Genomic DNA, 26,929 nt, shown 5'->3' on the forward strand with positions numbered 1-26,929 from the left:
ACTCAAATTAAAACGGCATCTTCATGCCTGGTGGTAACTGCATACCGCCAGTCACCTCAGCCATTCTCTCTTTTTGGCTCTCTTCAACACGGCGTGCTGCATCATTGCATGCTGCAGCGATAAGATCTTCTAGCATCTCTTTGTCGTCTTCTAACAGGCTAGGATCGATATCCACTTTACGTACACTGTGAGAACCTGTCATGGTGATTTTCACAAGACCCGCACCGGCTTCACCGATCACTTCCATACGCGCGATCTCTTCTTGCGCTTTGGCCATTTTGTCTTGCATCTGCTGGGCCTGCTTCATCAGGTTACCCATACCGCCTTTTCCAAACATATCTATTTCTCTTCAATTAAGGGGCGAATAAAGTTGGCTCATCTTACTTAAATAATGTCGATAATCAATCAAAGCCGTACAAACTTATGACTGAGGTAACGCCTTAAAGTTCGACTTATCGATGAGCTCAATGGTATTTCCTTTTAAACTCAATAGCTCAGGTGCATAACTTAAACTATCGTTTTCAAGCTCTGCTCCCATCTGGCTCATTAGCCATTGAACATTGGTGTCGGTTAACAAGCCTTGGTGCGCCTGAGCTTGGATCTCCCGATGAAAACGCTGTCGCACTTCCAGTGGTGTCTCTCTGTCGCCATCAACTCCAACAGATATGCTGACCTTACTCTCGGCGCCTAACGCTTTGCCTAAGGCTTCCTCTAACTGCACAATGGCAATATCTGCGGCCAAGTGCTTCTGGATAGGTTTTAATAACAGAGACAAGGGCTCGGTAAACTCATGACATACTGAGTTCACCGCTAATTGACGCACCCTTCCGCCGACATCGATAGCAGACATCAATCGATACCACTTGAGATCGACCTCATGGCCTGTCACCTCCGCTTCACCCAGAGGGGGAAGCGGATCACATGACTGAGCTTGTATTCCGCTTTGAACTTGCTCTTGTACAGGTACAGGCGCTTCTACTTGAGTCGATACCATTGGATGAGTATCTGTGCCTTGCTCATTGCCACCTGAAGAGGTGACATTCTCAGTAGCTGCGGCTTCGACAGGTTCCTCCCAGGGAGGCCTGTCTTCAATGCCTGTGGCTAAAACAGGCTGTGGCCGACGTTCAGGTTTAGCTTCTGACTGAAGCTCTGATTTAACTTCTAATATAGCCTGACCGTCTAACGAAGACGGTGCTTCATCGTCATTATCGGCTTGGGGTTTGCGCTTAGGAGGGGCAAAGTCCTTGCGCTGGGCTTCAGGCTTTTTTCCAGCACTCTCCTCAGGCGTTTTTGCCAGATCGGTGAGCAATGAATCTCGCGCCGCCAAGACGGCGTCTAAGATATCGTCTTCCAACTCAGTTCCAGCTTGAGAATCTGTCCCTTGAGCAATCATCTCAGAGCCTACATCTAACTGAGGCTGTGCGTAGTCGGCTGCCGGTAGACTGTCAAAAGCCTGGTAATCCCCCTGCTCTTGTTCATCTTGTTGAAAACCATATTGAGCATCGAAGGCTGCATCTTGGGCTAGCTGCTCAGGGCTCAACTGAGGCTGAGATAAATTAGACTGGTTGGTGCTAAGTGAATTTACCTCACTAGGGTCTTTCTCAGGCGGACTTAGCGTTTCTGCTTCGCCATCGTCTAAGCAAGTCGTCTCGGCTTGGTTATCGGGCTCGGCACTAGCCGGGCTAGTCACGGCTTTGCTAGTCGCAGCAGGAGCGGACTCAATGACATCTGCCGATGTCTCATTCATAGGTGCAGCACTTAGCTCTACAGCTTTCTCAAAGCTTTGATCGGCAGTGTTAAGGCTGCTCTGCTCCATCCCCTGGCTCGATGCCTGACTTAAAATGAGGGCTTGCTCGCTATTAAGCGCAAGTAAATCATCGGTTTCATCATCTTGCTCAGCTTGAGGAGTTACTGCGGCCTTAGGCTTAGAAACAGGCTCAGAGACGGACTCTTTTTTAACTTCTGCTAACTGGCTATTTGAATTCTCTTGGCTAACATGACTCACAAGCTGGTCTTTAGCTTCCAGCTGTTCGGGATTAACCAGTCCGGTTTCTGTCTTTACCATTTCGGGTATGGCCACTTTAGCAGGCTTATCTACGACCCAACGGGTCACCGGCGTTTCAGGCACGAAGGAGACGGCCCTAAGCAGCGCCATCTCTAATCCTGATTTAGGATCTGGCGCATGGGGGAGATCTTTTCTCCCCGTCAGTAACAACTGATAATAGAGTTGTACTTGTTCGGGACTGAGCTGCTGTGCGAAAGCCTTAATCTGCTCACTATAAATGGAAAGTTGAGCCGCTGCGGGGGCGAACTGACTTAAGGTTATTTGATGTAATAATTCCAGTAGGCTTCTGAGCACTTCCTGAGGGTCGGCGCCAAAGGATAAAATCTGGCCGATTACCCGCATCAAGTTCTCGATATCACCTTGGACCAAGGCGTTAAGCAAGGAAAGTACATGTTTCTCATCGATACTGCCAAGCATCGTCTGTACCTGAGTCAGCTGCACAGAACCTGCACCGAAAGCGATCGCCTGGTCCGTAAGACTCAGTGCATCACGCATGCTGCCATTGGCCGCTTTAGCCAACAGGGTCAATGCAGCTTGATCGAAGGTGAGCTGCTCCAGAGTAAGCACATGGGACAGTTGCGATGAAATTTCATCCTGAGTCAGGCTTTTTAAGTTAAATTGCAGACAACGAGACAGTACCGTCACAGGCAGACGCTGAGGATCAGTGGTCGCCAGCAGAAACTTTACATGCTCAGGTGGCTCTTCAAGCGTCTTCAACAAAGCATTGAAACTGCTGCGCGATAACATGTGCACCTCATCGATAAGGTACACCTTGAATCGGCCTCGGCTAGGGCGGTACTGCACATTATCGAGCAGTTCCCTGGTATCATCGACTTTAGTTCGCGAAGCCGCATCGACTTCGATAAGATCGACAAAACGCCCTTCGGCAATTTCAACACAGCTGGAACATTGACCACATGGAGAGGCTGTGATTCCCTGTTCACAATTTAACCCTTTAGCGAATAGCCGAGCTAAACTGGTTTTACCCACACCTCGAGTGCCGGAAAACAGGTAAGCATGATGCAATCTTTGCTGAGTGAGCGCATTGGTTAATGCAAGTAAAACGTGAGACTGACCAACCATTTGTTCAAATGTGGCAGGGCGCCATTTTCTGGCCAACACCTGATATGACATGGAACTCCCCAAAGTGTCATTTAGTAATTTTGGGAGCACGCTCCTCAGTAATCTGCACCATAACATGCCATGTTTAAAGGCGCTACTGAGGAGCATTTGTACGTTGAATTATTCGCCGTCAAATTCTCAACATTTACGTTGAATTAGTCGCCTTCAAATTCACACAAGGTAACAATTTTTAAATCCATGGCTTCGAGACGCTTCTCACCACCAATCTCGGGCAGAGAGATAACAAAGGCAGCATGGTTAACTTGACCACCGAGCTTACGGATCAACTTAACCGTCGCTTCGATCGTACCGCCCGTTGCAAGCAAGTCATCGACCACTAACACTTTATCGTCAGCAGAGATGGCATCAATATGCAATTCCAGTACATCCTGACCATACTCGAGATCATAGCTCTGAGAAATCGTCTCACGTGGTAATTTACCCGGCTTACGCACAGGCACAAAACCGACACCTAATGCCAAGGCTAAAGGCGCCCCAAACAGGAAGCCGCGAGCTTCGGTACCCACGATCTTGGTAAAGCCTTGATCTTTGTACTCCTCAGCCAGGAGTTCAATGCTTGCTCTATAAGCTGCAGGCTCTTCAAGCAAACTCGTCACATCTCTGAAAAGAATCCCGGCTTTCGGGTAATCAGGAATTGTTTTTATGCTCTGTTTTATCAATGCTAAGCTGTCTTTGTTCATGACCATCATCTTTTGGTTTGGCCGGCGAATCTCGCCAGCTTTAAAAAATCCGGATAAAGCTTATGTGTCTTTTAGCACACTTGCAACAATCTCCCATACTAATAGGACAAGAATTACGGCATTGGGTCACAATTTAGCGATATTTTCTAAAAAAAAGCCAATACTGAGTTTTCTGCATAAAGATGACGAGTGAAGAATATTGTAGACTTAATCGTCTAGTTCGGGGATCTGCTTGAGGAAAAAACCTAGGCCTAGGGCGAAGCAAAGCAGCATCACTTTTACCCATATTAATGGCACGATGGCTATGCTAACGGCAAAACTGAGTCCACTGACAATATAGGCCTTCTTCTTTAGCCCTTTACGGATCCCTCTATTCTGCGCCCAATCATTCAAACCTTCTGAAAACCAAGGATGAGTCATCAGCCAATTGTGAAGCCGGTCGCTAGAGCGAGCAAAACAGAAGGCGGCGAGTAAGATAAACGGCACGGTCGGCAGTATTGGAAGCGGGATCCCCAGCAAGCCAAGCGCCAAACTGCATAATCCACAAATCAAATAAAAACCACGTTTAAAAGCCACTATTTCCCTTACCTCATTACTTAACTACTTACCCAACTTTGCTTTATTTACTTAGCTATTTAGTTCTTAATTCATTAGCTAACTCAGTTTGCTGGCATCAAAAAAGTCAAAAAAAACCACTCCAAAGAGTGGTTAGTTTACCCAAACAAGTGCTGGGTATCTAGACTTGTATTACGTTGATTAAATGAGTCCGGAAAATTTCAACCAAGATAAGGTCGCCGGTAAAGTGGGGATCATCATGACTAAGATGAAACCAATGAAATAGATGATGTTAAATGGATCTTTAAATGGCTGACTCATAACTTCCTCGCTCAATCACTTGGGTAATTTTATTGATCTAGATCAATTTTTGGCAACATTATAGAGACTTGCCCATAGTTTAGGAAGCGTGCATTTAACCTTTTACCGGCTTTAGTGTCTTTGATTATGATTTTATTAAGAAAATGATAGCTGTTAACCTAGATCATCTTGTGTGGCCTAATGAACCAAGCCAAATCGACTCATCAAAATCATTAAGCCAAGTATTGTTTCACCACTCCCTTGGCGGCGAGAGCTGCCAACATCTGCTCACAACCTTGAATTAATGCGTCATCAGCCATCTGTGGATAGGTTTGTTTTAGCCAAGTCAACAGATGGTCGAAACTGACAGCCTCATATTGGGACAAGTAACCCAGTACTTGTGCTGTTAAGGGGTTGAGTTGCAAAAAAATCACTTCATCTTGCACATCGCGATATAGGCAGAATTGCTGCGGACTCTCGGCGGGTGTATCGGGTCGATAATCTTCACTCACTCGCTGAACATCGAAGCGATATTGCAACACTTTAGCCGTATCAGACAAACACAGTGCCACTTGCGCTATCGGCCCTTGGATATCCTGATGCAATGGATTATCTTTAGCGACTGCCACGACCAACTCCATATATTCATAATGGGCCAGCTCGATAATAAATACGGGGTCACTCTCTGTTAACTGGTATTCAGACTGAAGAAAAATGACAAATTCATAGGCTATCTCAATAAATATCGGTGTCTGACAGTCATGGGTCACAAAAAAGTCTTGGATCAGCGCGAGCCAGTCATCTTCAGAATATAAACTGTTCAACACGGGGAATGCACTGGTAACAAAGCCATTGATATTATTGAAAAACAAATCCCGATATATCTTCATCCGCCGGGCTTCTGTGCCCTCAGGTAATGGCCGTGAAGGTTCCTTGATATAATCGATAAATGACTGTTGAATCATATCAAAATTCATCATGCGCTCCTTGAAAACTGAGACAAACCAGTCTCTTGGTATCGATGAATTTTACCTATCTCCTTAAGCAACACCTGTGTCTCAGGAATATTAAAATCTCGCTCTAACAAGGTAGGATGTACTCCGTGCACTCGATAGCAAGTTTGAAGTAACTGCCATACAGGCGACACAATATCGGCCCCATGGGTGTCAACTATGATATCTTTTGCTTCTTCAAAATGGCCAGCGATATGGAGATAGGCGACGCGCTCCGTCGGCATGGCTCTTAAAAACTCATCGGCATCGTATTGATGATTAATTGAGTTCACATAGATGTTATTCACATCGAGCAGCATTTTACAGTCAGCTTCACCGAGCACAGCAGTGACAAATTCGAGCTCACTCATCTCGGCACCTGGCGCCGTGTAAAAAGAAACATTCTCCAGGATAAGCGGCCTCTCTATAATATCTTCAACTTGCTTTACACGCTTAACGACATGCTTGACCGCCTCCTCGGTAAAGGGGATTGGCATAAGATCATACATGTGTCCGGCACCCGAACAGTAGCTAAGATGCTCAGAGTAAACCTGGATCTTGTGCTCGTCCAAAAAGGCTTTCACATTCTTAATGAACTCAATATCTAAGGGAGCTGGCCCACCGATAGACAAAGATAAACCATGACAGAAGAAAGGTTTGCTCTCAGTAAGTTGCCTAAGTTGTCGACCGTACTTTCCTCCTAATGTCATCCAGTTTTCCGGGGCAACCTCGAAAAAATCGATAGCATCTGGAATAGAGTCACAAAATTCATCCAACATCTCACGCCTTAAGCCTAATCCCACCTTGGCTCGCTCAGTCATATTCACTCCAAAAAACTTTGCTGACTATAGAATATTTCAGTTTTATACTTGGATAAAAACAATTAAGGCCAGTATACACTGGCCTTAAATGTCTATTCACTATCGTAAAGGCTGCGCCTCAACAGACAATAAATGTCACTTACATGTCGCCGCCACACTTACCTTCTTTGGCTTTCTTCATGTCGCCGCCACACTTGCCTTCTTTGGCTTTCTTCATGTCGCCGCCACACTTGCCTTCTTTGGCTTTCTTCATGTCGCCGCCACATTTTCCTTCACCACATTTGCCCTCTTTGCCCTTCTTCATGTCACCGCCACACTTGCCTTCTGAGGCCTTCTTCATGTCGCCGCCACATTTTCCTTCACCACATTTGCCCTCTTTACCCTTCTTCATGTCACCGCCACACTTGCCTTCATGGGCTTTCTTCATGTCGCCGCCACATTTTCCTTCACCACACTTGCCTTCTTTGCCCTTCTTCATGTCACCGCCACATTTGCCTTCTCCATCGACAAGCTGGTAACCCGCTTCCATCTGGCTAAAACCAAATGGGTTAGCTTGAGCCTCACCAGCAAATGCTGAACCCATAACAATAGTACCAAGGGCAGCAGCAACAGCAGTTTTTTTAACTAAATTCATAATGTATTCCTTTAAAATCAGTAAAGTAGTTTAGGTTACCAACTAAACTGCATGTCAGCTGGCTTGCATAAATAGACCTGATGTAACTCAAACTTATTTCAAAATTTTTAACAAGATCACATTTATGACGCATATTTCAGTAAATCGCAAGTCTAACCATGATAAATAATGTAACAAATTCAATAAATAAGGCTATCATTACCAAGTTAAAATTAAGTAATAGAAACATTTTTTGAATCCCATCTAATCATAAGCTAAAATGCTGGCCGCGCTAGTTATAGGACTGATGTTTCAATACTCGTAAACCAAGCTAACGAGATTTCACCCAGCTGTGTGCCACTCATAAATATTTTTAATACCTCAGCCATGCTAGGCTGCTAGCCGATAATTAAACTAACACTATGACTCAAACAAGAATGAACCTAACAAGAGCTAAAAAATGCGTGTAATACTCGCCCCAATGGAAGGCGTTGCCGATGCGCCAATGAGAGCACTGCTAACTGGTGTGGGGGATACGACCTGGTGATCAGTGAGTTTATTCGCGTAGTGGATCAACTCCTGCCGGAAAAAGTCTTCTATCGCCTATGCGCCGAATTGGCTAACGAGAGTAAGACTAAATCTGGCACCCCTGTGAGATTACAGCTGCTCGGTCAACACCCCCAGTGGATGGCAGAGAATGCCCTGCGTGCCATAGAACTTGGCTCCCTCGGTGTAGACCTTAACTTTGGCTGTCCAGCCCCTATGGTCAATCGTAGTAATGGCGGAGCGGCGCTGCTAAAAGAGCCTGAAACCATCTACCGCGTGGTTAAAGCTGTCAGGGAAGCCGTTCCTGACCAGCTCCCGGCAACCGCAAAGATACGTCTTGGTTGGGATGATAAGAGTCGCTGCGTCGAAATAGCTCAAGCGATTGAGGCTGCTGGAGCCACAGAACTGACCGTGCATGCCAGAACCAAGGAAGAAGGTTACAAGCCTCCCGCTCACTGGGAATATATTCAACAAATAAAGCAGGCTATCTCAATACCAGTGATCGCAAACGGTGAGGTGTGGAGCCGGGAAGATTATCACAAATGCCAACAAGTGAGTCAGTGTGATGATGTCATGATAGGCCGAGGCGCATTGGCCGTGCCTAATTTGGCTCATGTGATCAAAGGATCCCAAGCTAAAATGCCATGGCCTGAAGTATTACTGTTACTCTTGCAATACTCGGACTACGAAATCGTCAGCGAGAAAGAGAAATATTATCCCGCTCGAATAAAACAATGGCTGAAATTCATCGCAAAACAATACAGTGAAGCCGATGAGCTGTTTACCCAAGTGAGAGTATTGAAAAAAACGCCAGAAATTCTCTCTTTACTGAGAGCACTCGTGTAAATCTAAAGTACGTTCAAATCAGCAAGAGTCTCCTGTCTGGTCATACCTGTGATGGGAAGTAGACAAAACTTCCCACATCCCGCTTAGATCTTACTGATGTAAGCCTAAATATGACCTAGAGTTGATCTTAGTCATAGTCAAAATGCCTCACCAGTTTAGACTTAATATCCGAAATAACTTTTTCAGGCATATACTCGTGAGCAGATCCCATATCAGACATGAATTGTCACAGCTAGAATCTAATCTAAGGATAGAGATAGGTAAACTTGCACAGAGTAAAAATATCAGCCTAGATACTCAATCGAGTTCGCTTTGCGAGCTAATAGCCCTGTTAACCCAGGCAGGCTTATGTGATCACCCATTATTTAGCCAAATAACCCAAGTCGATGCCGCAGTATGTCAGCTGGATATAGGCCTATACGGTCTTTGCTCTGATTGTGAGAATGAGATAGAAGCCGAACGCTTAGGCATCAATCCCGTTGAACAGAGATGCACCCAATGCGCCGAAAATCATGAACATGAGCACAGACAAGAGTTAAGACTGACACATTAGGCTAACCTGACCTAAACAGCTGACTTCACTTTCCAATCTATGCCCAATCTATTCACTCAAAAGCGACCAATAAAAAAGCCTGCATATGTAGGCTTCTCTGGTGTAATTCAAATAATATCGACTAGTTTAAGCGCTGATTTTTCTCGGCAAGTTTATTGAATATTGCGTTAAATGACAGTGATGCCCCATGCGCAATTTTATCGGCAAACTTTTTCTTCAACTGATAGCGCACCTTGATCACGGTTCTCTCTTTCGCTAGCTTCATCACCACATCATCACTGGTCGATATGGCATCGACAAGACCTAATTCGATGGCCTGTTGACCATACCAATGTTCACCCGTAGCGACTTTTTCAAGATCTAATTCAGGACGATATTTAGCGATAAACTGTTTAAATAGCACATGAGTTTCTTCGAGCTCAGTCTGAAACTTCGCACGTCCCTCGTCAGTGTTCTCACCAAATAGGGTCAAGGTACGCTTAAAATCTCCTGCAGTATGCTGCTCATAATCGATGTCGTGCTTCTTAAGCAGTTTATTGAAGTTAGGTATCTGAGCTACAACCCCAATCGAGCCAACAATCGCAAATGGAGCCGCATATACCTTATTCGCCACACATGCCATCATGTAGCCGCCACTAGCCGCCACTTTGTCGACACAAATAGTCAAATGAATATCTGCCTGACGCAGACGGTCCAGCTGACTCGATGCTAAGCCATACCCATGAACCATGCCGCCGCCACTCTCAACGTTAACGATCACTTCATCGCCTTTCTCGGCGATAGCCAAGATGGCACTGATCTCTTCACGTAGAGAAGCCACTTCACTGGCATCTATGCTGCCCTTAAAGTCGACCACAAACACTCTAGGGTCTAATATCTCTTCATCTTGCTCTTTCTCGGCTTTCTCTTTGGCCTTCTCATCGGCTTTCAGCTGTTTTTCATAAGCTTTGAACTGCTTCTTAGTCAGCAACTCCTCTTTAAGATCATGCTTAAGGTTTTTGAGATCTTCAGAGAGGTTTATCAACAATAGCTCTCCCTTCTCCCCTTTCTGCTTTATCGCAGAAGCAAGCACCACAAGGATGACAGCAATTATCGATATCACTATGGTGATCGCTTTAGCAAAAAACAATCCATATTCGTACAAAAATTCCAAAGTATGCTCCGACTTATTTTATCTTGAATGCAAAATTGAGCTCATTCTATCAGAATAAGCTCAATAACAAATGTGCTATCAGGTAAATCAGTCAATAAAAAACCCAGCAAATGCTGGGTTTAGAAGGTTAAGCGTTAACGGATATTAGCCAGCAGGGACCGCACATGGCTGAATAACATCATCATCCTCCTCAATCAAAATAGTCGCTGAGCCTTTAGCTGCAGTCAGTGCAAAAACAGCAACTTCTTGCTGCATCTCTGCTGTTGCAGCAGTGCCGGAAGTATCAGTAAGGGAACTATGATGGCCTTCAACAAACCGAACTGCACCTGAACCAGCCGTTGTAGTATCGATACACTCTAAACCCAAGGCGGCGATAAGTGGCTCAGTACCGGCAGTAGGGAAACCTTCGACGCTATTTGGCAATACCTGATCAGGTTTATTCTCTTCGGTTCCGTCACCCACTATTTCAATCAAGTGTACGGGAAGAGCAGTTGCTTTAAGCATAGCAGCATGGTTGATTGGATCGGCACTATCTACAGCTGTCTGAACCGCAAAGGCAAATGCAGGTAAGAAACCTTCATAGACAGCTTGAACAAGCGCTGTATATTCATCCGTACCAGGTTCATAGCCCGCAGCATTAGCCTCATCAACCAAAGCTTGGAAGGCATCAGTCGTTACGATATTTTCGAACAACATAGGGCCAAAAGTTGGCGAGCCAATAAAGGTCCCGGCGAATCCCCCCGTAGGCGCAACCAGTGAGGATGCATTCAACGCATAGACATTTGGCAGTGCAGTGCCAGTTTCAGGATGAACGAGCCCAGTACTGGCATAGGTAGAGAAGTTAGTCCCCACTATAGCACCAAGGCTCAGCCCTTGTGAGCTGATCTTGCCAATATCAAATACCTGAGGAAGCTCCATCTGAGCCAGCTGCATAGATAGGCCAGTCAGAGCCAGACGCACACCAAGATGATCGACAACACTCTGACGGAAATTATCACGCACAGATAAAGTGCTGGCGATATTGATGAAAGCCAAAGGATCACCATTTACAAAAGCTTCAGGTTGTCCGATTGCAACGCCGAACTCAGGAGCAGAAGCCGACACTTCGTAGACACCATCGTCATTAGCATCAAACGAACGTTCACCGTGCAATGGATGATCGATTGCAACGGTTGCGATACCCATAGCCGCATAGGTGCCGGCAAAAGTCATCGCAGTCTCTTTACCGCCGCCCAGACCATGAAGTGCGATATTAGTCGGCCAACCCGATGTCGGCGCCACGAAAGGAAGACCTTGAGCATCATTGAAGGCTGCTAACTTAGCCGCGTCGGGCAAGGTAATAAATACCGGAACCTTCTCGTAGTCTTTAATGGCTGGAATAGGATTAAACTTGGTCAGATGCTTGGCTTTATCGGCTGCTGTGCCATCGTCGAGTAACCAGGTTTTGCCAGCTAAAAGCGCAGGGTTAGCAATGCCGGCCGCAGGGTCAATGTCATAGGCCATGGCTTGCATGCCGTAATTTTGCTGACTCATGGTGCCCGCTTGAAGTGCTAACAAAACAGAAACGGGGCTATCACCTAAGGCTTTCCAACTGCCATTTATCGTAGGCTGCATGTTTTCGTCTAAACAGCCCGCAGAAGAGCAGTCGCCGAAAATAGGCAGTGTTAATTCAGCAGTATATACATTGGCCATATCAGCTAGGACAAACGCAAAACCATCGGCTTCTGTTAGACCAGCAGCTGTGGCTACCGTATACCCAAGTGGAGCAGGTGCTGCTGAGAATTGTGGCGCATAAGGCGAGCCAGGTTGAGCCATCAAGAGTTTCAGTGTTTCATATACGTCTGAAACTGATTGAGTGGTAAACAGACCCGAGTAGCTGATAGTCTCGGCATCCACTCCGTGCGCATCAGCAATGCCTTTCTCATAGCTATTGACCAATGTTTGTAGCATCAGTTGATCTTCGGTCTCCAGCGGATGAGTGTCAATATCGAGTTTGAGTAGACCGTATGTGCTCGACGGCGCGATAGGTCGACCGGCAGAATCCTGTATTAAATTTGTCGTCGTATAGATATATGACTGACCAGCCTTAAGAGGCTTGAGAGGCACGATGGCAATGGTATTGCCTGAGCCTTTTGAGACAAAATCGACACCGAATTGCAGCTCATCACCGACTTTACAGGCGGAAACGGATGGGCTAGCTTTACATTCGGGATCGGATGATAGTGCGCCACCAACAGTGGCCTCAAATACTCTCACCGCACCAGGTTGAAAAACGGATGCAAGATCTAAATTCAGTACAGTGCCATCGTGATCGGTTGCAGGGTCAACTGTGATTGAGATAGGTGCCGTGGTCGACCACCCATCTAGTGCGCCAAGCGCCATTGAAGGATCGGTGTAATCACTGGAGCCATTGGCCGCTTCGCCAGGAATATTAATCGTGCCATCTAAAGTGCCGCTAAACAGTAAATCGTTTGGCAAAGGCACTTTACCATTAGCTGGGTCGAACACCAGATGAGACTCAGGGATCAGAGGCTCAACCTTATCTTTTAACTCATCGACACTATCTTCACTACAGGCCGTGAGTCCTAGCGCAGATGCAATCGCAACACCCAAAAAGAGTCTTTTCATCTTTGTTCCCCAAATCTTGTTGTAATAATTTTTGTTTTCCCCAAAAAATTTGGTCACAATAGGCAATACCGTGTGACCAAAGTAGGACTTTTACCAGTCCTTACCTGAGCTCAAGTTAACGTAAAAATATTGACTTAGCTACATTTTTGTCACATACAACCAATGAATATACGCACAATAATTAATCATTTGTTTAAAACAAGTGTTCATCACATCAGTGACTCTAGAGGTGGCGGGGTTTTCCGCCGACAGGAAAAATTGACTCATGTTGGAATATCAAGCTGCAAAAGATCTACTTATTAACAAAACTATACTCGTAACAGGCGCTGGCGACGGGATTGGACGTGCGGCTGCCATCAGTTTCGCTAAGCATGGCGCCACCGTTATTCTTCTTGGAAAGACAGTTAAGAAATTAGAAGCCGTATATGACCAAATAATAGAAGCCGGTTATCCTAAGCCTGCGATTATTCCTTTGGACTTAAAAGGGGCTAGCGAGCAAAACTATGTCGACATGGCTGAGACTATCGAAGATCAGTTTGGTCACCTGGATGGTGCCCTGCATAATGCGAGTCTGCTAGGTGTTTTAGGCCCATTTGAACACATCTCAATGGATTCGGTGAAAGAGGTCATGCAGGTCAATGTCATTGCCGAAATCATGATGACCAGAGCACTATTACCTATCATGAAGAAGGCGCCTAAGGCATCACTGGTGTTTACCTCGAGCGGCGTCGGACGTCAGGGCCGCGCATTCTGGGGTGAGTACGCCATCTCTAAATTTGCAACCGAAGGCATGATGCAATCTATTGCCGATGAATATGAAGGTTCAAGCTTGAGAGTCAACAGCATAAACCCTGGTGCGACTCGCACCGGAATGCGCGCTAATGCTTACCCGGCTGAAAACCCAAGCACACTCAAAGAACCGGAAGATATCATGGCGACTTATCTTTATCTGATGGGTGATGATTCGGCTAAAGAAAATGGTCAACAGTTTAACGCCCAATAATCACTGAAGCTTCCAGACTCTTTATCATAAAATTGAGAGTCTGGAAGCTAACTTATTCAAGATTAATCACCGCAAAATAAATAGCCGTTTTTCCTTCATGAGATGAGTAATAACTCACCTTCAAGATATTCTTTTCAAGCACCACACCTGCATAACTAGTGTCACCTCCGGATGGTAATGACAATAGCTCTTCAATCTCGCCTGTCACTTCATGTATTTCAACTAAAGATGTTCTTACATTTTCATCATACAATCGAACCACAGCAAGGTGCCTGTCTTTATACAAGAAACTAACAGGCCCACCTATGCGCGAATCCAGTTCACACCAACTCCAATCTTGATATGGCGGTTTAGCAATTCCCAGTAGTGCATTTTGTTCTGGTCCAAAAAGAGGGTCTCGTCTGAGTAGACAATGAGCATGATTATCTTTATCGAAAATCAAACCTGATTCATTAACAAAACCTGCTTGGCTTAATTTGGGTACTATAGCTTGGTAATCTATGCCATTTAGGCTTTGATAAAGCGCGACATAACCGTCCTGCTCATGAGGAAAGTACGCCACGCCGTAGAGGCTATTTTGAAATGGAGTTATACGCCATAACCATTCGTTATCTTTAACAATCTTAACTGGAGCAGACCATTGCCTGCCGTCAGAGCTACGCCAAACATAAGATCTGAGCGCTTTGGGCTCGGGCTCCCTTATTGGACCAGCCCCAAATACGAGCAACTCATCGTTAAATACAGCGAGTTTGCCATCACGTAAATCTCTTTTATTAAGCTCAAAAAGTCCAGCAGAAACCCAGGCCTTTCCTCCATCATCAGAACGTAATAAACGCAGTTTCCCCTCAGCTGACACATGGTCAACTCCTTCACGAAATACCATATAGAGATCATTATTAAAGCATGTCAGATCGGTAAAAGCGTTGTGTTGCGCCTTATCCCAAACTTTCTCAACCGATATTAGTTCCATCATTTAGCTCCACACAAAATCTTAAATCCTACTTAGAAAGTATATAATCTAATAAGTTAACGCGAAGACAGCAAGTCTAAAACAGTAATGGTTCAGGTGTGGGAAACGGTTTAAACCTTAAGCTATTAGGTCTGTAAGAAGTGCCCTGTTGATATCGGGAACATCATGGGCCCATAGAAATATTGCATAAGACTTTTTATTGCAGAGAGTCGGACGCAAAGCAATATTTTATCCTTGTTCTACAAGGACGTAGGGAATACCCAATTGATGTCAGGAACATCAAGGGCCCATGGAAATATTGCATAAGACTTTTTATTAGAGAGAGCCAGACACAAAGCAATATTTTTACCGTCCCTGGAAATATTTCATAAGTGTTCCTGACACAAAAAAGGCTGCATCAGCAGCCTTTTCTCATTCATACTAGATAGGTTCCTAGGCACTAAATCCTAGTAATCTAGTAACTTATTTAACCATTTTTAACTAGGTTCTTTTACGTGCTGGCTTACTTGCTACCGCTTTATGCTTACGCACTGCACGACGGATCTTAGAGCCCTTCACTTTCGAGCGAGCGACACTGTGCTTATCGGTACCTAGGACAGTACGAGTCTCTTCCTTCAAGCCAGCCGTTTTTCTCAGGTAATTAACCTGCTCCATGGTCAGCTCAACCCAACCACCACGAGGCAGTGACTTAGGCAGCTCAATCATGCCGTAACGAATACGGATAAGACGACTCACCTGTACTTCTTGAGATTCCCATAAACGGCGAACTTCACGGTTACGGCCTTCGGCAAGCGATACATGCCACCACTTGTTCATGCCTTCACCGCCAGCCGCTTTCACTTTATCGAAACTCGCCGGGCCATCTTCTAAGGTAACGCCCGTTCTCAAGCGTTGAATACAGGCATCACTGACTTCGCCGAAGGTACGTACTGCGTACTCACGTTCGACTTCATTAGATGGATGCATCAAGCGGTTTGCCAGCTCACCATCGGAGGTAAACAGCAATAGACCAGAGGTGTTGATATCGAGACGACCGACAGCAACCCAACGTGAATCACGTGTCTTTGGCAAACGCTCGAACACCGTAGGACGACCTTCCGGGTCTTTGCGACTACAAATCTCGCCCTCAGGCTTATGATAGGCAATCACTCGACAGATAAGATCTTCTTCAGATTTAATCGAAACGGCTCGACCATCGATACGGATCTTTACATCGGCTTCGATGCGATCACCAAGACTTGCTATCTCACCATCTATACTAATTCGACCTGCAGCAATCCATGCCTCCATCTCACGACGGGAGCCATGGCCTGCACGGGCCAAGACTTTCTGCAACTTTTCACTCATTAGTAGACTCTTCTGTGTTTAATGTATTTTCAGACCCTGTCTCTTCATTTGAATCCGCACTTGAATTCACATTTGAAAAGAGGGCCTCTAAGGACTCAGTATCGGTTAGCGGCGGTAAGTCCGCTAGACGTTCTAAGCCAAAATAGGCTAAAAAATCGGTGGTAGTCGCATACAGCGCCGGTCTACCCGGTACTTCTTTATGCCCCACCGTTTTAATCCATTGTCTGTCAGTCAAACTTTTTATGGTGTGACTACTGACTGCTACGCCCCTGACAAACTCGATATCACCTCGAGTCACAGGTTGACGGTATGCAATTACGGCCAAGGTTTCTAAGGTTGCCCGTGAATATTTTGGTGCCTTCTCCTGCCATAAGGGCTGAAGATAAGGACTTAAGGCCTCGATAGTTTGAAATCGATAGCCGCCGGCGACGCTGACTAGCTCAACACCTCGCCCCTGATAATCTTGTTGTAACTCTTCTATCGCAGCTTTGATCTTAACCCGAGTGACACTAAAGCTCACTAGCACAGTCTCTTTTAGGCTCTTTATGCTGACCGTTTTTCCTAAAACAAACAGGCTCGCCTCAATCAACTGCTTAAGTTGGTCGGGATTTATCTGCAGTTTTGGCTGCTTCTTCTGGCTAGACAATCAATACGCCCTAACATGTATGGTTGAAAATGGGTCACTCTGCACAAGCTCGACCAATAACTCTTTAACCAGTTCCATCAAGGCTAAAAAACTGACTACCACACCACTGCGCCCCTCTTTGGCATCAAAAAGTGCTTCAAATGGCAAGTATTCCTCACCATCGAGCTTGGCCAAAATCTGTGTCATTCGTTCTCGCGTCGACAAGACTTCACGCCTGACATGGTGATGCTCTGTCGCCTCGATTCGTTTCATGACAGCACCAAATGCCAAGGCTATCTCAGTCAGGGACACTTGAGGTGGTACTAGCACAGGCTTGATATCCGCTGCCGGTGTGACCTTCGCCTGAAACACATCTCTCTCGAGTCTGGGTAAATTATCGAGTTGCTGCTGCGCCTCTCTAATCACCTCATAGGCCTTAAGCTGACGTATTAGCCGAGCACGAGGATCTTCCTCCTCTTCATCTTCGGTCACAGGTCTAGGCAATAACAAACGAGACTTAATCTCGGCAAGGGTGGCCGCCATGACTAAATAATCTGCGGCAAGCTCGACTCGTGCGCCTTGCAGTAGTTCAATATACTCAAGATACTGCTTAGTCACAGGCCATATTGGCAGCTCTACAACATCGAGTTTCTGCTTACGGATCAGATATAAGAGTAAATCTAGCGGGCCTTCAAACGACTCAAGAAACACTTCCAGTGCTTCTGGCGGAATAAAAAGATCGGCGGGAAGCTGTTTTATCGGCTCGCCTCTGACAATGGCCAAGGGCAAAATCTTTTGAGTCCCTTGCATCGCGATCCTCAGCTTAAACTACTCTAATACTTGATTATATTCTTGTTTATAGCCAGTCACAACCGTATAAAACAAACCCTCGGAGGCTCATTGAGCCCTTAAATAAAGGCGAGCAAACAAACCAGCGCGCGATTATACCTTGTTCACCATGAGTTGCACAGATAATTAGCCGATATGGCTTGCAGATATGACGAGAGTGACACGCCCATAACCATAACGGGCGTCGGCTGAGGGGATTAGCGCTAGATAAAGGGGCTGATATCTCCGGCGCCTTCACGGATAACTTCCATATCACCATCAGACATGTCGATCACTGTCGTCGGCTTCTCACCTAGGTAGCCGCCATGTATGATCGCATCGACCTGATGCTCCAAAATATCGCGAATATGCTCAGGATCTGACTCGGTAAACTCTTCACCAGGTAGAATCAAACTGGTCGACATCAAAGGCTCATCCAAGGCTTCAAGCAGGGCTAGCGCGATGACATTATCCGGCACTCGGATACCAATCGTCTTCTTTTTAGGATTCTGCAGACGCTTGGGCACCTCTTTACTGGCCTTAAAAATAAAGGTGTAAGGTCCTGGCGTATGATGTTTAAGCACTCGATATGCCTGATTATCAACCTTGGCATAGGCCGACAACTCAGACTGATCGCGACACATGAGGGAGAAATTATGATCGTTATCAATCTGACGAATGCGCGCCATACGGCTCATGGCATCTTTGTCACCCAGCATGCAACCAAGGGCATAGCCCGAATCTGTTGGGTAAACTATGACTCCGCCATTCTTAAGGGCATTGACAGCCTGGTTAATCAAACGCGGTTGGGGATTTTCTTCGTGTACGTAAAAAAACTGACTCATATACTCTATTTCCAATACTTCAAATCTGTGGGGTTTTAGCTCGGCTGGTTCTGGGGAACGCTCTCAAACAAGTTTTCGCAACCGCCGGTGCCAAAGGAGCTTATACTTGAGAAACGATTCGCTCACCATTCCAACGATCCATCTGCCACACCCAATTAACGCCTTTGGGCTGAAACATACTCTTGCCAAGCTCAATAAAGCTGCCTGGAAAATGAAAATCACTGCCAAGAGATGCGGCTAGCTCATTTTGCAGGCTTAATGCGATTAAATTATTACGGTCTTCTATGGTCTGGCGACTTCCAACCACTTCCATGGCATCACCGCCGGCCTCTTTAAATTCCCGCACCAGACGTTTCACCCATTTAGCCGACAGCTTATAGCCACTGGGATGAGCCAAAATTGCGACACCGCCAGCCTGATGTATCTTCTCGATAGCCGTAGCCATATCTGACCAGTTATTAGGCACATAGCCCGTTTTACCACGAGCCAGATATTTCTTAAATACATTTGCCATGCTGGTAGCATATTCATTATTGGCAAGCCAACGGGCATAATGCCCTCGACTCAATGCGGCGTCTCCAGCCAGAGCTTTCGCCCCTTCGTAGGCCCCTTCAATGCCAGCTTTAGCTAACCTTATGCCTATCTCTTTTGCTCTTAGTTCACGCAGCTCTCTCTGGTTTGCCAGAAAAGCTTCGAACCCTTCATCTTGTAGACTTACATTGAGGCCCACGATATGAATATCGTGGTTATGCCAGCGCGTCGAGATTTCGACACCATTGACTAAGGTTAAGGGGGACTCATGATTTTGATTATAGGCGTGAGCTTCGGCTAATCCTGCGGTGGTATCGTGGTCGGTGATCGCAAACATCTGCACACCATTTCCAATCGCTCGTTCAATTAGCTCGGAGGGACTGAGTTGACCATCTGAAGCGTTTGTGTGGCTATGGAGATCGATTAATAATATTTCATCTGTCATGGGCTTATTCTACTTGAGTTTGTTAGCAAAAGGGGAATAAACATAAATAAGAGTTAAATAGCCTAGAAAACTCTTGTTAAATTTTCATGATTTAAGCGCTAAAAAAACCATATTTACCCTCTTCTGGTCAGATAAGGTCAAATATAGAAATATTCAATTGACATCATTGACTCGCTAATGCTTTTATATAGTCATCGAATGCACTTTTATCTAATAACTGATGGCATTTAACTTTTACATGTTCTCACTCTAACAACGGAAACAATTTCCAGATGAAGACACTTTTTCAAGCACAAAACATCAATTGGTGGTGGCACTTCCCAACTTAGCGGGTGGTGTGAAATTCTGTGCTCATGTAAAAGAGACTAGATTCAACAAGAAGCCCGCACAAGATGCGGGCTTTTTTGTACCCGATTTTGAATAAAGTAAAATAACCGATTAGAAACAAGCTGATATTTAAACGCTTATATAAAGAATTGAATAGAGAAGAGAGACAACAGATGAAACTAGCTCAAGTCACCACGAGTAAGGAGCAGATCTCCTACCCGGATGATCCTTTAAGTTTATATCAGCATCTCACCCAAGATGCGCCTCACACCATGTTGCTTGAATCTGCAGAAATTGAGAGCAAGGATAATATTAAGAGCCTGATCCTCACCGATGCCGCCCTGATGATACGTTGTGAAGGTTATCAACTGACCTTCACCGCCTTGACCGACAATGGCCAATCTCTGCTGTCACCGATTCAAACTTTCTTTCAGGGTGCCAGTTCAAACTTAGAAAAAAATATACTTAAGCTGACATTAGCAAAACAAACCGCGCAGCTAGATGAAGATACCAGACTCAAATCCACTTCTCCCTTAGATGGTCTGCGCGCCTTAGTAAAGGAGATTGATTGCGGGACGAGTCCAGCATTTGAAGATCTCTTCTTAGGTGGCGTACTGGCCTACGATCTTATCGATACCGTCGAGCCTCTGCCCCAGGTGCCCTATGGTGCTAACACTTGCCCGGACTATCTGTTTTATCTGGCCGAAACCCTTATCACAGTCGACCGTCAGCAAGAAACCGCCAATATCGTCACCCATAACTTTATATCAGAGCCGGCGCTCAAGGGTGAATATGCCAAGGTACTCACCAAACGCGTCGATTCAGTCAAGGCACAAATTGAACGGGTCGCGTCCGCAGCCGAACTCATCCCGGTTACCGCACAAGTCTCGGTGGATATCTCCGATGAGACGTTTAAAGACACGGTCAACGCGCTTAAGTCTCATATTGTGGCCGGTGATATCTTTCAGGTGGTACCATCACGCAGTTTCAGCTTGCCATGTCCCAACACACTCGGGGCTTACCGCGCCCTGCGCCTGACGAACCCTAGCCCTTATATGTTCTATTTCAGGGGCGATGATTTCACCCTGTTTGGTGCATCACCTGAGAGCGCACTTAAATATGAGACCCAGTCCAATCAGGTGGAGATTTATCCCATTGCCGGCACCCGTCAACGGGGTAAGACAGCCGATGGCCAGATAGATGCCGATCTAGATAGCCGTATAGAGCTAGAACTTAGACTAGATAAGAAAGAGTTATCTGAACACTTGATGTTGGTCGACTTGGCCCGTAATGATGTGGCGCGTATCAGCCAAAGCGGCACCCGCAAGATCCCTGAATTATTGAAAGTCGACAGATACTCCCATGTCATGCACTTAGTCAGTCGCGTCACAGGCCAACTACGTACCGATCTCGATGCCCTGCACGCCTACCAGGCCTGTATGAACATGGGCACATTGACCGGCGCACCTAAGGTGAGCGCATCGCAACTCATTCGCGGTGTCGAGCAAACCCGACGCGGCAGCTATGGCGGCGCGGCTGGTTACCTCAATGGCCTTGGCGACATGGATACCTGTATCGTCATCCGCTCAGCCTTCGTTAAAGAGGGCATCGCCCATATCCAGGCCGGGGCTGGCGTCGTATTTGACTCAGATCCACAGTCCGAAGCCGACGAGACCCGTCAAAAGGCGCAGGCCGTGATAAGTGCAATAAAAATTGGAGGCGGACTATGAAAATTTACCTGTTAGACAATTTCGATTCGTTCACCTACAACCTGGTGGATCAATTCAGAAGCTTAGGTTTCGAGGTGGTTATCTATCGTAACGATCTCAGCGCAGACTTCATCGCAGAAAAACTGCTAAACGAAGCAGACAAGGCGGCCCTGGTACTCTCGCCCGGCCCCGGCGCCCCCCATGAAGCGGGCTGCCTGATGGCGCTTATCGCCAAACTTGCCGGTAAGGTGCCTATGCTGGGCATTTGTCTCGGTCATCAAGCCATGGTTGAGCACTACGGCGGAAAAATAGAGCGTGCTCCCCAGGTGGTTCACGGCAAAGCCAGCCCGACCTTCCACGAAGGAGTCGGTATTTTTTCTGGTCTGCCCTCGCCGCTGCCTGTAGCCCGTTATCACAGTTTAGTGGCAACCCGAGTGCCCGATTGCCTCGAGGTGATAGCCACAACCGAAGAGATGCCCATGGCTATCTCCCATAAGAGCCATAAGGCGGTAGGTTTTCAATTTCATCCGGAATCGATTTTAACCACGCTCGGCAGCCAACTGCTCACGCAAACCCTGAGCTACTTAACCGATGAAGGTACCAGAGCCTCAACAATGACAGGAGATGCACAATGAGCCAGCTTCAACCTCTGTTAGATAAGCTCTATGCCGGCCAAAGTGCAACGCGTGCCGAGGCAAAGTCTTTGGTTGGCGCCATAATTCAAGGTGAGATGAGCCAAGTCGCCATGGCCGGTATGCTTATCGCCATGAAGATGCGCGGCGAGACTATCGATGAAATTTCGGGTGCAGCAGATGCTCTGCGCGCAGCGGCGAAACCATTTCCTTCCCCGAGTGATGCGACACGCGCTCAAGGCATAGTCGACATTGTCGGTACCGGCGGCGATGGCCACAACACTATCAATATCTCCACTACCGCAGCCTTCGTAGCCGCAGCAGCGGGCGCCAAGGTGGCCAAGCATGGTAATCGTAGTGTCTCGAGCAAATCCGGGTCATCGGATCTGCTTGCCCAGTTCGGTATCGACTTGACAATGGCGCCGGAAACCGCACGAGATTGTCTCGATGAATTCGGCCTTTGCTTCTTGTTCGCGCCTCATTACCATGGTGGAGTGCGTCACGCGGTACCTGTGCGCCAAGCACTGAAGACCCGCACCCTGTTTAATGTACTTGGTCCACTTATCAATCCATCTCATCCTGATTTCATCTTGCTCGGCGTATACAGCAGTGAACTGGTTAAGCCCATCGCCGAGGTATTGAAGGTACTAGGAATGAAGCGCGCCATGGTGGTCCATGGCAGTGGTCTGGACGAAGTGGCCATTCACGGTAACACCTTAGTCTGTGAGCTAGTTGACGGCGAAATAAAGCAATATCAGCTCACCCCGGATGAGTTAGGCATAACCCCAGCCGAGCTTAACGATCTCGAAGGTGGCACACCCGAGCAGAATGCAAAATTCACTCGCGCTATCTTACAAGGGCAAGGTCAAACCGCCCACAGTCACGCAGTTGCGGCCAACGCAGGTTGTGCGCTTTACATCTCAGGCATGTGTGACTCAGTCAAATCGGGCACAGCCTTAGCACTCGAGACCCTTGCCAGTGGCAAGGCCTACAACTTACTCGAGCAGCTTGCCAGCGCCAGTGCAGCGGCAAAGCCAGATCAAAAACAGAATTAGGAGTAATAGCGTGAGCAGTTCAATAGCAGATATTAAAACAAATGTTAGAGAAAACAGCGACAGCCAGCAGAGTCCTTCAGAAACCAGTAATGTATTGACCAGAATCGTCGATACTAAGGCTGCACATATGGATGCACTGAAACTGCGTTTCCCGGAAGCTAGCCTAAAGCCCCAAATATCAGATCGCAGCTTGTTCAAAGCATTACGCGCGCCAAATGCCGGTTTCATCTTCGAGTGCAAGAAAGCCAGTCCATCCAAGGGCCTTATCCGCGCGGATTTCGATGTCGAAGCCATTGCCGATGTCTACAATAACTATGCCGCCGGGATCTCAGTGCTCACCGACGAGCAGTTTTTTCAGGGCGACATGGACTATATCCCTAAGGTTCGTGCCCGGGTTAAGCAGCCTATTCTCTGTAAAGACTTCTTCGTCGATAGCTATCAAGTTAAGCTCGCCGCTCACCAAGGCGCGGATGCCATTCTATTGATGCTATCTGTGCTCGATGATGACAAATATCGTGCGCTAGCCTGTGAAGCTGCCAAGTACCAGCTCGACATACTCACAGAAGTGAGTAATGAAGCCGAACTTGAGCGCGCCATTGCACTCGATGCCAACATCATCGGCATCAATAACCGCAACCTGCGAGACTTATCTACCGACTTGGCCACGACGGAAAAGCTCGCACCTCGTATCCCGGCGGATCGCGTGGTGATCAGCGAATCAGGGATCTACAATCAGGCGCAAGTTCGCCGCCTGAGTCCACTGGTCGATGGCTTCCTGGTCGGCAGCTCATTGATGGCAGCTGATGACTTAGATCTCGCTTGTCGTACACTCACACTCGGCCACAACAAAGTCTGCGGCCTGACATCGGTTGAAGATGCAAACGCCGTCGCCGATGCAGGCGCCATCTATGGCGGACTCATCTTCGCCGAAAAGTCACCTCGCCATATCACGCCAGACAAGGCTAAGTCTCTGCTCGCGGCTCATCGAGCTTCGGGTAAGCAGCTCAATTTTGTCGGCGTCTTTGTTAACGAGTCAGCCAAGGTTATCGCCGAACTCGTGTCGTCCCTCGAGCTTTTTGCGGTTCAACTTCACGGCAGTGAATCTGAGTATGATATCGCCCAAGTGCGTAGCGCCTTAGCAGCCGCGGGCAGCAAGGCACAGATCTGGAAAGCCGTGGCGGTTAATGTCGCAGTCGATATAAGCGAAGCTAATGCCGAATTATCGATGCCAACTAATGCCGATCGCATTTTGTTCGACAGCAAGCGCAGCAAAGAAAAAGGCGAACAATTTGGTGGCACCGGCCTTAGCTTCGACTGGCAACAGTCTCTGCCTAACAAACAAGACGCCATGCTCGCCGGCGGCTTAGATGCAGACAATGCCAGTGACGCGAGCAAACAAGGATTTTACGGCCTGGATTTCAATTCAGGCTTAGAGAGCGCACCGGGGCAGAAAGATCATCAACTGATCCAATCAACCTTTGCAGCTCTTAGACAGTACTAAACATCATAATATTGATAAAAGGCTCTAAGCCTTTAACCACAGTTAATTTACGCCACGCAGTGGCATTAATAGAGATGCGCAGCAGATCTATTTAAGGAATAACACTATGACCAAACTCGACCCCTACTTCGGCGAATATGGCGGTATGTACGTACCACAGATATTGGTGCCGGCACTGAAACAGCTCGAAGCGGCGTTTATTGAAGCGCAAGAAGATGAAGCCTTTCAAGCCGAATTCAGCGATCTTTTGAAAAACTATGCCGGTCGCCCGACGGCGCTAACCTTGACCCGCAACCTGAGTCCCAATCCTCTGGTAAAAATCTACCTTAAGCGCGAAGACCTACTTCACGGCGGTGCCCACAAGACCAACCAGGTTTTGGGTCAGGCCCTGCTTGCCAAGCGCATGGGTAAAAAAGAGATCATCGCCGAAACTGGCGCGGGTCAGCACGGCGTAGCAACCGCTCTCGCCTGCGCCCTATTAGGCCTTAAATGTAAGGTATACATGGGTGCTAAAGACATAGAACGCCAATCTCCTAACGTCTTTAGAATGAAGTTGATGGGCGCGGAAGTGATTCCGGTCACCTCAGGCTCATCCACTCTTAAAGATGCCTGTAACGAAGCCATGCGCGACTGGTCAGGTAGCTATGAAAAGGCCCACTATCTGCTGGGCACGGCTGCCGGTCCACATCCCTTTCCCACTATCGTGCGTGAATTTCAACGCATGATCGGCGAAGAGACCAAGAAGCAGCTGTTTGAACGTGAAGGTCGTCTGCCCGACGCGGTTATCGCCTGTGTCGGTGGCGGCTCGAACGCCATCGGCATGTTCGCCGACTTCATCGACGAAGAAAGTGTACAACTTATCGGTGTCGAACCTGCGGGTCTTGGCCTCCATACTCCCATGCATGGCGCGCCACTTAAACACGGCAAGACAGGCATTTTCTTCGGCATGAAAGCGCCCTTGATGCAAGACAGCGAAGGGCAGATTCAGGAATCTTATTCTATCTCGGCGGGGCTCGACTTCCCATCTGTAGGTCCACAGCATGCTCACCTTGCCGCTACTGGCCGCGCTACTTACGAGTCGGCAACCGATGATGAGGCGCTGGACGCCTTCCAGTTACTGGCTCGTTGTGAAGGGATTATCCCGGCGCTGGAGTCATCACACGCCATAGCGTATGCACTCAAGCTGGCAGAAAAAGCCACCAAGGAAACCATATTAGTGGTAAACCTATCGGGCCGAGGTGATAAAGATATCTTCACCGTCGCTGATATTCTGGAAGAGCGAGAAAAAGCGCAACTAACAGCAGATAAGGAGAGCGGCGATGACCGAATCTAAACAAGCAGGCCGTTACCAGGCAGTATTTGCCGCATTGAAAGAAAAAAATCAGGGCGCGTTTGTGCCATTCGTGACCTTAGGCGATCCAAGCCCTGAATTATCACTGAAGATCATCGACTGTTTAGTCGAAAATGGCGCCGATGCCCTTGAGCTGGGTTTCCCCTTCTCTGATCCACTGGCAGATGGCCCGGTCATCCAAGCCGCTAACCTGCGCTCACTCGCCGCTGGCACTACCCCGACTCAGTGTTTTGAGATGCTCACCGCAATTCGCTCCAAATACCCAGATCTGCCCATCGGCCTCTTGCTCTATGCTAACTTGGTTTATACCAAGAGTATCGATACCTTCTACGCTAAGGCCCAAGCTGCTGGCGTGGACTCGGTACTTATCGCCGATGTGCCGGTAGAGGAAGCCGAGCCCTTTATCGCTTCGGCCAAGGCTCATGATGTCGCGCCTATCTTTATCGCGCCACCCAATGCCGATAGTGACACACTAAAGATGGTGAGTGAGAAAGGCGAAGGCTACACTTACTTACTTTCACGCGCCGGCGTCACAGGTACAGAATCGAAAGCGGGTATGCCAATCGGTGAGATCTTATCTCGCCTCAAAGAATTTAACGGTGCGCCGCCACTGCTAGGATTCGGTATTGCAGAGCCGGCGCAAGTAAAAGAAGCTATTGAAGCAGGCGCTGCTGGCGTCATTTCTGGGTCGGCAATAGTGAAGATCATTGCAGCCAATAAAGATGATGAAACTGCATTGTTAGCTAAGCTTGGTGAATTTACCCGCAATATGAAGGCCGCAACCTAAGGCTGAAACTGTAGGACTTATACCTATCGGTATTAAATCAATAAACACCAGAACGCCAACTCTGTGAGTTGGCGTTCT

Annotated in this window: 23 protein-coding genes, 1 pseudogene and 1 other annotated feature; of the genes and pseudogenes, 9 read left to right on the top strand and 15 right to left on the bottom strand. The window is 47.2% G+C overall.

Annotated features, from left to right (window positions below; all coding sequences use genetic code 11):
• Nucleotides 1-7 precede the first annotated feature (7 nt).
• From FM037_RS17995 to FM037_RS18025, 7 genes are all read right to left on the bottom strand, one after another.
• Complete coding sequence (locus FM037_RS17995) at nucleotides 8-337, bottom strand: YbaB/EbfC family nucleoid-associated protein (protein WP_144047113.1); 330 nt, start codon at nucleotides 335-337, stop codon at nucleotides 8-10.
• 84 nt (nucleotides 338-421) lie between these two features.
• Nucleotides 422-3,199: a DNA polymerase III subunit gamma/tau gene (gene dnaX, locus FM037_RS18000; protein ID WP_144047114.1), complete on the bottom strand. Its 2,778-nt coding sequence runs from the start codon at nucleotides 3,197-3,199 to the stop codon at nucleotides 422-424.
• Between the two features lie 143 nt (nucleotides 3,200-3,342).
• Nucleotides 3,343-3,894 (bottom strand): adenine phosphoribosyltransferase, encoded by a 552-nt coding sequence (apt, locus tag FM037_RS18005; protein WP_144049028.1) that lies wholly within the window; start codon nucleotides 3,892-3,894, stop codon nucleotides 3,343-3,345.
• Nucleotides 3,895-4,095: 201 nt separating this feature from the next.
• Nucleotides 4,096-4,464 (bottom strand): YbaN family protein, encoded by a 369-nt coding sequence (locus tag FM037_RS18010; RefSeq protein ID WP_144047115.1) that lies wholly within the window; start codon nucleotides 4,462-4,464, stop codon nucleotides 4,096-4,098.
• Nucleotides 4,465-4,976: 512 nt separating this feature from the next.
• On the bottom strand, nucleotides 4,977-5,720 hold the full coding sequence (locus FM037_RS18015) for an HvfC family RiPP maturation protein (protein WP_144049029.1): 744 nt from the start codon (nucleotides 5,718-5,720) through the stop codon (nucleotides 4,977-4,979).
• Nucleotides 5,720-6,556: an HvfB family MNIO-type RiPP peptide maturase gene (locus FM037_RS18020; protein ID WP_144047116.1), complete on the bottom strand. Its 837-nt coding sequence runs from the start codon at nucleotides 6,554-6,556 to the stop codon at nucleotides 5,720-5,722. The genes FM037_RS18015 and FM037_RS18020 overlap by 1 nt, the downstream gene beginning before the upstream one ends.
• Before the next feature lie 139 nt (nucleotides 6,557-6,695).
• The gene (locus FM037_RS18025; RefSeq protein ID WP_144047117.1) at nucleotides 6,696-7,190 is read right to left on the bottom strand and encodes an HvfA family oxazolone/thioamide-modified RiPP metallophore; all 495 of its coding nucleotides are present in this window, start codon (nucleotides 7,188-7,190) and stop codon (nucleotides 6,696-6,698) included.
• A gap of 439 nt (nucleotides 7,191-7,629) precedes the next feature.
• On the opposite strand from FM037_RS18025, the pseudogene dusC reads away from it, so the two are divergent.
• Nucleotides 7,630-8,561, top strand: a pseudogene (gene dusC / locus FM037_RS18030) (tRNA dihydrouridine(16) synthase DusC).
• 196 nt (nucleotides 8,562-8,757) lie between these two features.
• A complete protein-coding gene (locus FM037_RS18035) occupies nucleotides 8,758-9,114 on the top strand; it encodes a TraR/DksA family transcriptional regulator (protein ID WP_144047118.1) in 357 nt (118 codons plus the stop codon).
• 121 nt (nucleotides 9,115-9,235) lie between these two features.
• Here FM037_RS18035 and sohB read toward each other — a convergent pair whose 3' ends face one another.
• Both sohB and FM037_RS18045 read right to left on the bottom strand, forming a co-directional pair.
• On the bottom strand, nucleotides 9,236-10,267 hold the full coding sequence (gene sohB, locus FM037_RS18040; RefSeq protein WP_144047119.1) for a protease SohB: 1,032 nt from the start codon (nucleotides 10,265-10,267) through the stop codon (nucleotides 9,236-9,238).
• A 144-nt stretch (nucleotides 10,268-10,411) separates the two neighbouring features.
• Nucleotides 10,412-12,895, bottom strand: a complete 2,484-nt coding sequence (locus FM037_RS18045) for a VolA/Pla-1 family phospholipase (RefSeq protein ID WP_144047120.1) — start codon at nucleotides 12,893-12,895, stop codon at nucleotides 10,412-10,414.
• Nucleotides 12,896-13,160: 265 nt separating this feature from the next.
• Here FM037_RS18045 and FM037_RS18050 point away from each other — a divergent pair, with 265 nt between their 5' ends.
• Entirely contained in the window at nucleotides 13,161-13,898 is a 738-nt protein-coding gene (locus tag FM037_RS18050) for a YciK family oxidoreductase (RefSeq protein WP_144047121.1), read from the top strand.
• 52 nt (nucleotides 13,899-13,950) lie between these two features.
• Here FM037_RS18050 and FM037_RS18055 read toward each other — a convergent pair whose 3' ends face one another.
• The 6 genes from FM037_RS18055 to rnm all read right to left on the bottom strand — a co-directional run bounded on the left by FM037_RS18055 (nucleotide 13,951) and on the right by rnm (nucleotide 19,489).
• Nucleotides 13,951-14,868, bottom strand: a complete 918-nt coding sequence (locus tag FM037_RS18055; RefSeq protein WP_144049030.1) for a beta propeller repeat protein — start codon at nucleotides 14,866-14,868, stop codon at nucleotides 13,951-13,953.
• 480 nt (nucleotides 14,869-15,348) lie between these two features.
• A complete protein-coding gene (rluB, locus tag FM037_RS18060; RefSeq protein ID WP_144047122.1) occupies nucleotides 15,349-16,215 on the bottom strand; it encodes a 23S rRNA pseudouridine(2605) synthase RluB in 867 nt (288 codons plus the stop codon).
• Nucleotides 16,208-16,834, bottom strand: coding sequence for an SMC-Scp complex subunit ScpB (gene scpB, locus FM037_RS18065; protein WP_144049031.1), 627 nt, complete (start codon nucleotides 16,832-16,834; stop codon nucleotides 16,208-16,210). The genes rluB and scpB overlap by 8 nt, the downstream gene beginning before the upstream one ends.
• 27 nt (nucleotides 16,835-16,861) lie before the next feature.
• The gene (locus FM037_RS18070) at nucleotides 16,862-17,650 is read right to left on the bottom strand and encodes a segregation and condensation protein A (RefSeq protein WP_144047123.1); all 789 of its coding nucleotides are present in this window, start codon (nucleotides 17,648-17,650) and stop codon (nucleotides 16,862-16,864) included.
• Nucleotides 17,651-17,892: 242 nt separating this feature from the next.
• The gene (locus FM037_RS18075) at nucleotides 17,893-18,513 is read right to left on the bottom strand and encodes an L-threonylcarbamoyladenylate synthase (RefSeq protein ID WP_144047124.1); all 621 of its coding nucleotides are present in this window, start codon (nucleotides 18,511-18,513) and stop codon (nucleotides 17,893-17,895) included.
• Nucleotides 18,514-18,613: 100 nt separating this feature from the next.
• Nucleotides 18,614-19,489 carry an RNase RNM gene (gene rnm, locus FM037_RS18080; protein ID WP_144047125.1) on the bottom strand — a complete coding sequence of 292 codons (876 nt, stop codon included), beginning with the start codon at nucleotides 19,487-19,489 and terminating at the stop codon, nucleotides 18,614-18,616.
• A gap of 299 nt (nucleotides 19,490-19,788) precedes the next feature.
• Nucleotides 19,789-19,897 (top strand) — a sequence feature (Trp leader region).
• Nucleotides 19,898-19,989: 92 nt separating this feature from the next.
• Between rnm and FM037_RS18085 the strand changes: the two genes are divergently transcribed.
• From FM037_RS18085 to trpA, 6 genes are all read left to right on the top strand, one after another.
• Nucleotides 19,990-21,546 (top strand): anthranilate synthase component 1, encoded by a 1,557-nt coding sequence (locus FM037_RS18085; RefSeq protein WP_144047126.1) that lies wholly within the window; start codon nucleotides 19,990-19,992, stop codon nucleotides 21,544-21,546.
• A complete protein-coding gene (locus tag FM037_RS18090) occupies nucleotides 21,543-22,160 on the top strand; it encodes an aminodeoxychorismate/anthranilate synthase component II (protein ID WP_144047127.1) in 618 nt (205 codons plus the stop codon). Before FM037_RS18085 ends, FM037_RS18090 begins: the two co-directional genes overlap by 4 nt.
• On the top strand, nucleotides 22,157-23,212 hold the full coding sequence (gene trpD, locus FM037_RS18095) for an anthranilate phosphoribosyltransferase (protein WP_144047128.1): 1,056 nt from the start codon (nucleotides 22,157-22,159) through the stop codon (nucleotides 23,210-23,212). The genes FM037_RS18090 and trpD overlap by 4 nt, the downstream gene beginning before the upstream one ends.
• 10 nt (nucleotides 23,213-23,222) lie before the next feature.
• Nucleotides 23,223-24,713 carry a bifunctional indole-3-glycerol-phosphate synthase TrpC/phosphoribosylanthranilate isomerase TrpF gene (trpCF, locus tag FM037_RS18100; protein ID WP_144047129.1) on the top strand — a complete coding sequence of 497 codons (1,491 nt, stop codon included), beginning with the start codon at nucleotides 23,223-23,225 and terminating at the stop codon, nucleotides 24,711-24,713.
• 106 nt (nucleotides 24,714-24,819) lie between these two features.
• Nucleotides 24,820-26,046, top strand: a complete 1,227-nt coding sequence (trpB, locus tag FM037_RS18105) for a tryptophan synthase subunit beta (RefSeq protein ID WP_144047130.1) — start codon at nucleotides 24,820-24,822, stop codon at nucleotides 26,044-26,046.
• Nucleotides 26,033-26,851 (top strand): tryptophan synthase subunit alpha, encoded by an 819-nt coding sequence (trpA, locus tag FM037_RS18110; RefSeq protein WP_144047131.1) that lies wholly within the window; start codon nucleotides 26,033-26,035, stop codon nucleotides 26,849-26,851. Before trpB ends, trpA begins: the two co-directional genes overlap by 14 nt.
• The last annotated feature ends 78 nt before the right edge of the window (nucleotides 26,852-26,929 follow it).

Source organism: Shewanella psychropiezotolerans (genome assembly GCF_007197555.1).
Taxonomy (GTDB): Bacteria; Pseudomonadota; Gammaproteobacteria; order Enterobacterales; family Shewanellaceae; genus Shewanella; species Shewanella psychropiezotolerans.